5 protein-coding genes are annotated in these 12,462 nt (G+C 37.6%); all 5 read right to left on the reverse strand.

Going from position 1 to position 12,462, the window contains the following annotated elements; genetic code table 11:
• Positions 1-14: 14 nt before the first annotated feature.
• A complete protein-coding gene (locus tag GGR42_RS03335) occupies positions 15-2,375 on the reverse strand; it encodes an ABC transporter permease (RefSeq protein ID WP_167960825.1) in 2,361 nt (786 codons plus the stop codon).
• Between the two features lie 24 nt (positions 2,376-2,399).
• Entirely contained in the window at positions 2,400-4,826 is a 2,427-nt protein-coding gene (locus GGR42_RS03340; protein ID WP_167960827.1) for an ABC transporter permease, read from the reverse strand.
• A 169-nt stretch (positions 4,827-4,995) separates the two neighbouring features.
• Entirely contained in the window at positions 4,996-7,416 is a 2,421-nt protein-coding gene (locus GGR42_RS03345; RefSeq protein WP_167960829.1) for an ABC transporter permease, read from the reverse strand.
• 188 nt (positions 7,417-7,604) lie between these two features.
• Positions 7,605-9,983, reverse strand: coding sequence for an ABC transporter permease (locus tag GGR42_RS03350; RefSeq protein WP_167960831.1), 2,379 nt, complete (start codon positions 9,981-9,983; stop codon positions 7,605-7,607).
• A 21-nt stretch (positions 9,984-10,004) separates the two neighbouring features.
• On the reverse strand, positions 10,005-12,452 hold the full coding sequence (locus GGR42_RS03355) for an ABC transporter permease (RefSeq protein ID WP_167960833.1): 2,448 nt from the start codon (positions 12,450-12,452) through the stop codon (positions 10,005-10,007).
• Positions 12,453-12,462: the final 10 nt, after the last annotated feature.

The following is a 12,462-nucleotide window of genomic DNA, read 5'->3' on the forward strand; positions in this document are numbered from 1 at the left end:
GCATTTTGATTGGTTTATTCCGTTTGTAGACTTTTAGAAGGACTAGTTCTTGCCAACTTTAGGGTATGATAACTTACCGTAAACAGAGTGATGAACAATATAAGGGCACTGACAAGGCCAAACATCCACCATTGAATTTCAATATGAAAGGCAAAATCCTGTATCCAACTGTTCATGACGTACCAGATTAAGGGAATGGCTATCAAAAGAGCAATTCCTACCAACTGTAGATACCCTTTGGAAAGCAACTTGAACAACGATCCAATATTCGCCCCCAATATTTTTCGCACCGCTACTTCCTTTAAGCGCTGTTGGGCCGTAAACATGGCCAGACCGAAAAGCCCCAAACAAGAAATAATTATGGAAACAACAGCGAAAATACCTACCAGTTGTTGTACCCTATGTTCATTCGCATATCCTTTTTCAATAGCTTCGTCCAAAAAGCGAAAATGAAACGGGAGTTCGCTGAACATTTTGTGTGATTTTTCCATATGAGCTAAGGCACCCACTGTTTGGCCTGGTCTTACTTTCACATATAACAGATAGGTTTCCTTTGGCCTACAACGTATAATCATAGGGCCAATGGAATTATGTAGTGACGCGAAATGAAAATTGTCTGTTACACCCACAATTTTACCACCTTCATCTCCCCAAAAACTTAGTGATTTTCCAATGGGATTTTTTAGCCCCATCACTTCTACAGCTTCCTGATTAACAAGATAATTAAGGGTGTCCGATGCAAAATGGGATGAAAAATTACGTCCTTCCTTTATCGGAATATTGAGCATCTCCGTAAGTCCGAAATCACTGGTAATAATTGAAAACCACTTTTGCCCGTCTTGAGGGGTCCCACCTTCCCAAACAGGGTCCGAAGTAGTACCTCCTTGATCAATAAAATTGGAACTGGCAGAACTCACTTTTTCAATTCCCGAAAAATTGGCCAATTCGGCCTTTAATGCTCCAGATTGTAGATACGTAGCATTATCCATCGGCATATAAACGATATGTTCTTTGTTAAGCCCTAGATTCTTGTTCTGAATATACCGAAGTTGTAAATAAACGACCAGAGTGCCCATGATCATAGCCATGCAAAGGAAAAACTGAAGTACAACCAGCCCTTTACGGATAGTAGTCTCCCCTCTGCTATCCTTTAACTTTTCGTGCAAACCATTTCTGCTTTTTAAAGAGGAAAGGGAAAAGGCGGGATATAGCCCTGAAAGAAGGACCGTCACCAATGAAATAACTGCCAGGATACCATAAAATCGAATATTTGTAAAATCGATGTGAAGTTGTTTTTCGGTAATAGTATTGAAGACAGGCGTAGAAATTTTAGTTAAAAATACCGCAATACAGACCGATACCAACACCAATACCATTGCCTCCATTAAAAATTGGGCAATTAATGTCCATTTACCAGCTCCCAAAACTTTTTTAATACCAATTTCCTTGGAACGTTTTACCGCCCATGTGGTAGTCAGGTTGATAAAATTGAAACATGCGATAAGTAATATAAAAATGCCGATTAAGGCAAAAAGAATAACATTGTCTATTCGACCCCCTATAGGTAATCCATTCTCAAATTTAGAATAGAGATAACGATCTTTTAAGGGCTGAAGGGATAAGGTTCTAAAGTCATCGTCACCCATTTGAGCTGGGAGGTGCTTCATTTTTTCTCCCAATTGACCTAAAGCTGCATTTTCACCATAAAAAACAAAGGTCTTTACCCATGTATTTCCCCAACTTTTATTGTTCATTGGCAAAAAGTTGTCCAACGGAACCACAGCATCGAAGCGAAGCGTAGATTGTTCAGTAATTTTTTTAAAAACACCCGTTATTAAAAAAGGTTCCGAGACTTCATCCAGCATCAGGTTAATTGTTTGCCCCATGGCATTGACATTGGGAAAGTAGTGATTCGCCATTTCCTCAGATAGTACAATGTTCTTTATATCCTGCAAACATTGATTTGGTTGTCCTTCACTCAATGGGAAAGAAAACATGTCAAAGAACCCGGTATCAGCGCCGATTACTTGTGCACCTATTGATTTTTCCACTTGGCCCAAAATAGATTCCCTTGGCCCTGTCCTTCTGATAACCGCCTTAATTTCCGGAATCTGTTCAGATAGTGCCTCTGCAACCGGATATCCGGTTCCATCCCAAGTAGCCATTGATCCATCATCATTTTTAATATTGGTCAGCACTTGGGCGATTTGATTTCCTTTGGAATGGAAATTATCCTTTCCGAACTCGTCCATAATCCAAAGTGCAATCAAAAAAACACACCATAGTCCGACTGCAAGACCGAAAATATTAATAAAAGAAAACACCCTGTTCTTCAATAGGTTCCGCCAAGCAATTTTTAAATAGTTTTTTATCATGATTATGTTATTGATTAAACTATGTTATTCTTCTTTCAAAGACTCAACAGGGTTGGCCATTGCAGCTTTAAAGCTCTGCCAACTTACCGTTAATAATGCTATAGCTAAAGCCACAATACCAGCCAAGGCAAAAACCCACCAACTAATATTAGTTTTATAGGCAAAGCCCTCCAACCATTTATTCATTGCATACAATGAAATAGGTACAGCTATAATAAATGCCAATGCTATCCATTTTACAAAATCTTGGTTCAACAATTTCATAATACCAGCGACACTTGCCCCATTTACCTTTCTTACACCAATTTCCTTTTTACGTTGAACAACAGTATAGGATGTTAGACCAAAGAGGCCCAAGGAGGCAATAAGTATTGCAAGTAATGTAAAAACCTGAAAAGCAATACCAAATGCTTTATCATCATTATACTGGGCTTGAAATTTTTTATCTAAAAAAGTATAGTTAAAACTACTTCTTGGAAATATTTCATTCCATTTTTTTTCAATTTGATTTATTGAATTTGTGAACCCAGATTCCGATATAGCGGTATCATCAAGTTTAATAAGCAAGTTGTATACGTCATATTGATTTCGAATTATCATTGGTAAAACAGCCCTCTTTGAACCAAAATGATGGTAATCTTTAATAATCCCTGTTACTTGCCAATCACTGTTTCCCCAAAACTTTAAATTCTTACCTAAAATTTCATTTACAGAAGTTATATTATGTAATCTTAGGAAGGCTTCATTCACAACAACTTGATTGTAATTCTTGGCTGCTGTAGGTATAAAAGTATGCCCAGCCAAAAATTCTATCCCAACTAGGTTAAAGTAATCCGGTCGTACATGGTACGAATAGAAAACATTATTATTATCTACATCTCCGTTTGGCAATGTTACCCCTCTAGAAGAAGACAAATTATCAAAACTATCACCAGGATATGTTTGTGCAATAGCAACGTTTTTAACAAAAGAAAGATTCTCTAATTCTGATTCTAACACATTGTATTTGCTAATTACTAAAGAGTCTACTTCTTTACTAACAACTTCTCCATGCAGCGCAATAATTTGGTTTAAATTTGTGCCAATAGGCTGATTTTGAAGAAAATTTATTTGCTTGGTAACCACTATGGTACCTACCAATAATATAATAGTTGCTAAAAATTGTGCTACTATTAGCCCTTTTCTAACATTTAAACCTCCTGTAGAAGTTTTAATTTTTCCTTTCAACGCTTTTGCTGGCGAATAGCTACTTAATACTATTGCAGGATACAATCCAGCTAAGACCATCCCAAATAAAATAAACCCAAAAATGGGTAAAAAACTTTCTATATCTGCCCACTCCAAGCTTAAATTTTTACCCGTATAATTATTATAAAGAGGTAACAAAACAAGAGTCAATACTAGAGCTATAACTATGGCGACCATGTTTAAAAGAATAGATTCCACTAATGATTGCATCATTAATTCTGGTCTTTGCGCACCAGAAACTTTCCGTATTCCCGTTTCTTTTGCCCTTTCCAAAGATTTGGTGGTAGACAAATTAATATAATTTAGCCACGAAAGAATTAATATGATAAACGCAATAGCAGATAAAAATTTTATTCTTGTAATACTTCCATTAGCTTCAACTTCATAAGGTTTATTGGAATAGAGATGAATGTCCTCAATAGGTTCTATATTATGACGCTCTTCTGTATCTTCTTCTATATCACTATCTATGATTTTTTGCCTTAATTGGGCTGCATTTGTATTGGAAGCCGTTTTAATGTAGGTATAATAATTATTCATGTTCCAATTGGGCTTCAATTGGTGCTCATTAAAAATACCCCAGGTGTTTTCTGTATTAAAAGAAATTAGAAAATTATTTTTAAAATGAATATTCTGAGGCGGATCTGGCATAACTCCCGTAACAGTTAAAACAACTTCAGTACCATCCCAAAATGCGGATACCGTTTTTTGGAAAGGATCTTCAGAACCAAATAATTTTCTTGCCAAAGTTTCAGAAAGAACAACGGTATTTGGGTCTTTTAAAACAGTTTCTTTTGTCCCCTTTAATAATGGGTACTTAAAAATATTGAAATAAGAAGCGTCAGCTAAAGACCCCATTGGTTGTTCAAAAATATTGTCTCCTAAAACAAAAGTCACCTTCTCAAAATAATAGAAACGCACATAATCTAAAACCTCAGGAAATTCTTGCTTTAAAGATGGCCCTGATGCATTATAAGTCATAGCATCACCTGCCTCAAATGTATCCCCAACAAGGTAATCCATGTAGGCACGATATACATTTTCTGACCCCTCAAATTTATCATAGCTGCGTTCGTTTTTAATATAAATCATTATCAATACAAAAGAAGCAATGCCTATGGCCAAACCAAAAATGTTTATAAAGGAATACAGCTTGTTTTTCAATAAATATCTTGTAGCGATTTTTAAGAATAGTTTATACATAAGTATTTCTTGTTTTTCTTTTGAATTACATCGTGGTCATTCCGACAGAGTCTTGATTTCAACATCGAGACGACGAGGAATCTTAACCCACTTTGTGTTTATTCATTTTTAGATTTCTCATATGCATCTTTCGGATTCAATCCGAAATGACATTTTGTCTCTCAAAATTCTATTCTGTACGTAGACTCTCCACTGGATTTTGTTTTGCTGCCCTGATTGCTTGAAAACTGATTGTAAAAATGGCTACTAATAATACACCCAAGATAGCGGCTCCGAATACCCACAATGGTATGGCGATACGATAGGTATAGTTTTGCAACCACTGCTCCATAAAATAATAGGCAACGGGAATCGCTATCACGCCTGAAACCAAAATCAATACCGCAAAATCTTTTGAGAGCATTTTAAATAAGCTCGAGATAGATGCCCCCAACACTTTTCGAATACCAATTTCCTTGGTACGTTGTTCGGCCATAAATGTGGCCAATCCAAATAGTCCTAAACAGCTTATGAAAAGTGCGAGAAAGGAGAATATTCCTGACAATTTTCTCATTCGCTCCTCTGTTTTAAATTTGTTTCCGAAGGCGGCATCTACAAATTGATATTCAAATGGAACGCTGGGTGCAAACTTTTGAAAGACCGTCTCGATCTGGGCCAACGATTCTGTGGGGCTTTTACTTGGAGCCAATTTTAGATTGATCAAATTGGTTTCGTCGTAACGTATCGTATAAATGCACTGCTTCACGGGTTCAAAGGGCGATTCAGTTATCAGGTTTTTGACTACGCCTATAACTTTATGCTCCCCGTCAGACCATCGTATGGTTTTCCCGATAGGGTCTTGCAGGTTCATATACTCTACGGCAGCCTCGTTCAGGATGTACGCCGTGGAATCTGAAGCAAAATCCCTTGAAAAATCCCGTCCCTGGGCCATTTCCCATCCCACGGTTTTTCCAAAATCGTGCGACACATAATTACTGTTAATATTGGTCATAAAACTGGGGTCCTTTCCTTCCCATTCATAGCCGCCGTTACTGTGCCAAATCTCTGTTAAAGGACTTGAGGATTCTGCCATTTCAGCTACTACTCCTGTTTTTTTCAATGCTTCACGAAGCGAATTATACTTACCCTCAAAATCTTCAGTGTTTTTTTCAACCATGATAAGTTCGCTTTTGTCATAGCCTATAGGCTGATTTTTGGTATGTTGAATCTGCCGATTGACCACCACTGTGCCGACTACCAAGATTATGGAAACTGTAAATTGGATAATGACCAAGGCTTTTCGGAAAGACATTGCCGATGTTCCTGTTAGAAGGGATCCCTTTAGTACTTTCATGGGGCGGAACGATGAGAGGTAAAGCGCCGGGTAGCTTCCGGCCATAATACTTGTTGCCAAGACCAACCCCAAACCAATGGACCAAAAGATGGGATTGAAAAACGGTAAAACTATTTGTTTGTCCGCCAATTGATTGAATAGCGGCAATAACAACGCAACAAGCACAATGGCCAGTACAAATGCGCTAAGAGTAACCACAAAAGATTCGAACATAAACTGCCCGACCAATTGATTTTTGTTAGACCCAACGGTTTTTCGTATACCTACTTCTTTGGCTCGTTTCTGTGCTCGAGCTGTGGAAAGGTTCATAAAATTGATACAGGCCAATAACAGCACAAAGATTCCGATGATGCCGAACATTCGCACATATTGAATCGCTCCACCTACGGATACACCGTTTTTAAAACTTGATTTTAAATGCCAATCTTTCATGGGGTGAAGAAAGATTTTTGGATCACTTTGTTTGCTACCCTCGGGCACATGATCGTAGAGTATATTCTTTATTTTATCATTCACAGCATGCATAGACGACCGATCGGATATCTGCACATAAACCTGATAGGAATTATTGTCCCATAATTTTCGATCGCGTGCTGTTTTCACCCAATCGTTCGAGGCCACGTAAAGGTCCCATGGAGCTATAAATTGGAGTTTTTCTGATTCTGTAAAAGCCCTAAGTGCGTCAAAAATGTCAGCATTAGTGGGTAGCTCTTCAAAAACCCCTTTTACGGTAACGTTTCTGTCATTATTTATCTTCATGGTTTTGCCCATGGGGTCTTCATTTCCAAAGAAGGCTTTGGCCGTAGATTCAGAAATCACGATAGAATTGGGGTCGTTTAGGGCATCATGATTTCCCTTTAGCATATGTAACGAGAACATACGCAGGGCATCTTTTTCCATAAAGGCACCATATTCGTTCAGGTTTTTTTCTTCGACGGATAGTATGTTGTCTCCAGGGAAGGAACCCATGACCACATGTTCAAAATCTCCTGCGTACGTATTTCGTAATTCATCGGCCAATGGATAGGGTAAGGTAAATCGGGTACGGGTCTCGCCATTGTTTGTTTTATTAACCAATATCTGCGCAATGTGCCCATGGTTTTTAAAATTTGTATTGTAAGTTGTTTCGTCAAAAATCCATAAACCTATAAGAATAGTCACGGTAAGACCCAAGGCCAGTCCCCCAATATTAATAATGGAATATCCTTTGTTCTTGGTTAGATTCCTCCAAGCGATTTTTAGATAGTTTTTGAACATGATTCTTGTTTTTCTTTTGAATTACATCGTGGTCATTCCGACAGAGTCTTGATTTCAACATCGAGACGACGAGGAATCTTAACCCACTTTGTGTTTATTCATTTTTAGATTTCTCATATGCATCTTTCGGATTCAATTCGAAATGACACTTTTTTTACCTCAAGCATCTTTCGTCCTTATTATTCATTTCATTCCGTTCGTAAGCTTTTTACGGGGTTTACCATAGCGGCTTTTATTGCCTGAAAACTTACCGTCAACAATGCGATACAAATGGCCGCAAATCCGGCAAGGGCAAAGACCCACCAATTGATTTCTATTCGATAGGCAAAGCTTTCCAGCCAGTTTTGCATTAACCACCAGGCTATAGGGCCTGCAATCAAAAGAGCGATAATGACTAGACCTATAAAGTCCTTGGAGAGTAGTTGTACAATTCCGGAAACACTTGACCCTAACACCTTTCTAACACCAATTTCCTTCTTGCGCTGGTCTGCAGTATATGCCGCAAGTCCAAATAACCCTAAACAAGAAAGAATGATGGCCAGAACAGAAAATATCTTAGCCAACTTCCCAACCAATGCCTCGTTTCTAAACCTAGAATTAAACAAATCGTTTTCAAAACGATACTCAAAAGGAAATGCAGGATTATATTCTTTTAGAATTTTCTCGATGGAGGCCAATGCATCCAGTCTTGATGATTCTGGTTTTATTTTTATATACATGCTATTTGCATAGTCGTAATTGTTATAGAACATGACGGGACCAGTTTTTCCATTGCCGTACATATCTCCATAAAGGTAATCCTTGACCACACCTATAATAGTATAATTGATGTCATTACGCATTACCGTTTTACCAAGTGCGCTATTATCTCCCATAAGGTTCGCAAAGGATTGGGTTATAATAATATTGGTACTATCTACAGCTCTATTATCATTAAAACCATGACCCTCAAGTAATTCCAACCCTACAGTGCTAATAAAATTTGGACTTACATATCTAAATCGGACAAGTACATCGTCTGTGTCCATACCTCCTTGCCAACTTAAACCAGACCCATTATTACCGCTGGATAGCATATTCGTATTTGTTAACGCAACATCCTCTACCGTACCGGAAGCGATCATGGCCTCCTTTATTGGATCAAACTTATCTATCATGTTTCCATTGATCGGTACATTGACCAATCTTTCTTTTTCATAACCCACATCACGGGCTCTAACATGTTGTATTTGCTGATAAATTATAATACTGCTGATAATAAAAACTATAGAAACTATAAATTGGGTAATTACAAGACCTTTTCTAATGATGGCCGCATTACCTTGACTTTTACTAATCCCTTTAAGTACGTGAACAGGTCTAAAAGAGGAGAGATACAAGGCAGGGTACCATCCCGCCAAAAGGCCACAAACCAATGTAATACCCATAAGGGAAAACATATGTAATGGTTGGAACAATCTCAATTCAATCTGTTTATCGACCAAGGTGTTGAAAGATGGTAGTAACATTACCAAAAAAGCAATACTAAGAATAGCGGCAATACTTGCCAAAATGACCGATTCAATCATAAATTGACCAACCAATCTTCTCTTATTGGACCCCAATACTTTTCGCACACCTACTTCATTGGCTCTTTTTCCGCTTCTTGCTGTTGATAAATTCATAAAGTTTATACATGCTATCAATAGAATAATTAGTGCAATAAATGCTAATGACCTCACCAATTTAATTTGGCCCCCTACTTTTTTCCCTCCCCTAAAATCCGAACGTAAATGCCAATCCTTTATAGAATGCAGGAAAGCCACATTAGGGTTTTCATCATCATCAGACCTTTTTGAGGCAATCATACCCCTTACCTTAGTATCTACTTCCTTAAAATTAGAATTAGGTGCAAGTTCTACAAAGGTATCCGCGAAATTATTGCCGTATTCCTCAGTCCAGGACATATCTGTTTCTCCTAGCTGAAATCTTTCGAATGGTAAAAGCCAATTAAAACCAAACGTAACATTCCTAGGTAAATCTTTAACAACTCCGGTAACGGTAAAACTATATTCATTGTTAATTTTCAATACACGGTTCAGCACTTTTTTGTCCGGACCAAAAATTGTATATGCCGTTTCTTGAGTCAGAACAATTCCATCTGGTCTAGATAGCGCGCTTTTCATTTCCCCTTCTATAAATGTTAAACTGAAAATATCCAAAAAATCAGGATGTACATATCTACCATATCTGTTGATTCTATTTTCTCCAACCGTAAGTAAAATCTCCCCACCCCAAGTTGTAGACGACTTTGTAATCTCTGGTATTTCGTTTTTTAAGTCTTTAGCCAGCGGTCCGGGAGTGGAGTAAAAAGTGTACACCTCACCTTCAAAGGTTTGGTTAGTAGGTACGATATAGACCAAATCTTGTTTAGGAAAAACGCTATCAAAGTTTAGTTCATCCTCAACCCAAAGAAAAATTAGGCTTGCACAAGTAATGCCAATGGCTAGCCCAAAAATATTGATTGCGCTAAATCCTTTATTTCTCCAAAGGTTCCGCCAAGCGATTTTTAGATAACTTTTAAACATGGTTTTCGTTTTTTGATTGGTTTATTCTGTTCTTAAACTTTTTACTGGGTTTGCATTTGCAGCTGCAATGGTCCGAATACTTATGATTGCCAGTGCAACCAAAAGCATTGCAATTCCGCTAATGCCAAAAATCCACCAACTTATATCTGTTTTGTAAGCAAAATCCTGTAACCAATTATCCATACCGTACCAAGCAATTGGGGCGGCGATGACAAAGGCTATACTAACCAAAACCAAAAACTCCTTGCACAGTAATAGGTTGAGTTGCACCAAAGAGGCTCCCAATACTTTCCGTATTCCAATTTCCTTGGTTCTCCTTTCCGTTGTATACACAACCAATCCCAAAAGACCCAGGCAACTAATGGCTATGGAAAGACCTGTTGCCCAATTTAAAAGAACTGATGTTCTACGTTCTTGTTCATAGAATCTCCTTACCATATCGTCCATGAAATTTACTTCAATATCGGAATCGGCATACACCTTATCCCATACCTTTTCAATTTGCGTAATTGTTTGAGGCCAATTTTGTGAATCATTGGCTTCCAATGAAAAATGAATGGTGTTAAACCTTGAGCGATTATTCCAGCCCCAGTCTCCAGCAAAGGCCATTGGCTCAATCCCCGCCTTTAGCGTACGCTGATTAAAATCTTCCATCACTCCAACAATTGGGTAAGGTTCGTCACTCATTTTAAGTACCTCACCCAAAACATCCTGGGGGTTATTAAAACCTAACAACTTCATATAGGTTTCATTGATTACCATTTCCTTGATAGTGTCATTTAATTGCTGCCGACCGGCTATGAGTTCAATATCATATAGATTTAAATAGTTTTTATCACCATAAAGAAATTGTAATTCAGTATGAACTTCACTTTCATTTTTAAAATAAGTTACATGAGAAGTATTTGTGCTATTGGATGCGGGGGGATTACCACTTAGGCTTATTTCTTTTATCCCTGGCAAGGCCCCAATCTCATTTAACAACCTTACTCTTTTTTCCATAGATTGATATTGCCATGGAGTTCTTATACTAGCAAGAGCCTCTGTCCTTATGCCCATATCTTTGGACATTAAAAAACTTAATTGTTTCCCAACCAGTAAAGTCCCAATAATGAATACCTGCGCAATTACAAATTGAAATACGGTTAGGTATTTTCTTAAAGCGGATTTATCCCCTTTGAATAAAGACTGGTTTTTAAGTACAGAGGCCGCTTTAAAATTTGACAGAACAAGAGCAGGATAAAATCCTGATAAAAAAGTTACCACAAGCAGCAGGATAAAAAGAATTGAAATAACTACTGGTTCAGAAAATATTTGAAAATCCAGTCCTGAAGGAATAAAATCTGAAAACAGCCTCAACAACCAAAATGAAAAGGCCAAGGAAAGTATGCCTGCTGCGAATGTCAATATAAAGGTTTCTCCCAAAAATTGAAACACCAGCTGTTTTTTAGAACTGCCCAATGTTTTTCTAACCCCAATTTCTTTAGCACGTTGTGTTGCCTGTGCAGTATTAAGGTTTATAAAGTTTATACAGCCCAGTAACAGTAAAAATAATGCAATACAGGCCAGACTTATCAATGTTGACTTACTGGCCCTACCAGTACTAAAATCAAATGTATAATAGTTGGTATCAAAATGCATATCCCCTAGTGGTTGCATATAAAACCTTCTTTTTTGACCAAAAGCAACAGTTTCAGGATCTTCATGTTCTTTTACAATTTTGTCCAATTCTTCCTGAATTGTGGTAACATTGGTACCATCCTCTAGCTTTAAAAACAATTGCGAAGCTGAACTTGTACTTCCCCATTGGGGGTCCCGTAGCAAATCGGACGAATCTAAATTACCGGCCGTTTCTACCGAAATAAACTCCTCAAAAATAATATCTGTTCGTTGTTCAAAATTGGCAACAATCCCAGTGACAGTTAATGGAACACTGTCATTGTACATCAACGTACTACCAATTACATCTCCCATTAACTTATCTGGAAAATACATGCTAGCCCTATTTTTAGTTAGTACAACTTCATTCGGGTTTTCGAGTATATTCTCACCAGAACCTGCAAGCCACTTATAATCGAAAAGCCTAAAGTATTCACTATCGGCATACACAACGAATTCTGGGTTTTTGAATAATTGATCTGTCTTGGTATTTTGAACATTTAAGGGATACGTTAAGAACAAAGGGGAAACCACCTCCAAACCAGGTACATTTTCTTTTAAGGCAGGGGCCAAAGGAACTGTAACCCCAGGATTGTAAAAATTACCGTCTGGGTTGGAAAACTCAGTTGTTACACGATAAATTCGTTCCCCATCAGGGTGAAACTTGTCAAAGGTTAAATCGTAATATACCATTAGGCCTATAACAAAAGAAGCACTCAACCCAATAGCTAGACTACTAATTTTTATTAAAGAAAAAAACTTGTTCTTAGAAATACTTCTATACGCTGTTTTTAAAAGGTTCTTTAACATGTCCTAAATT

The organism is Saonia flava (assembly GCF_011927795.1).
GTDB classification, from domain to species: Bacteria; Bacteroidota; Bacteroidia; order Flavobacteriales; family Flavobacteriaceae; genus Saonia; species Saonia flava.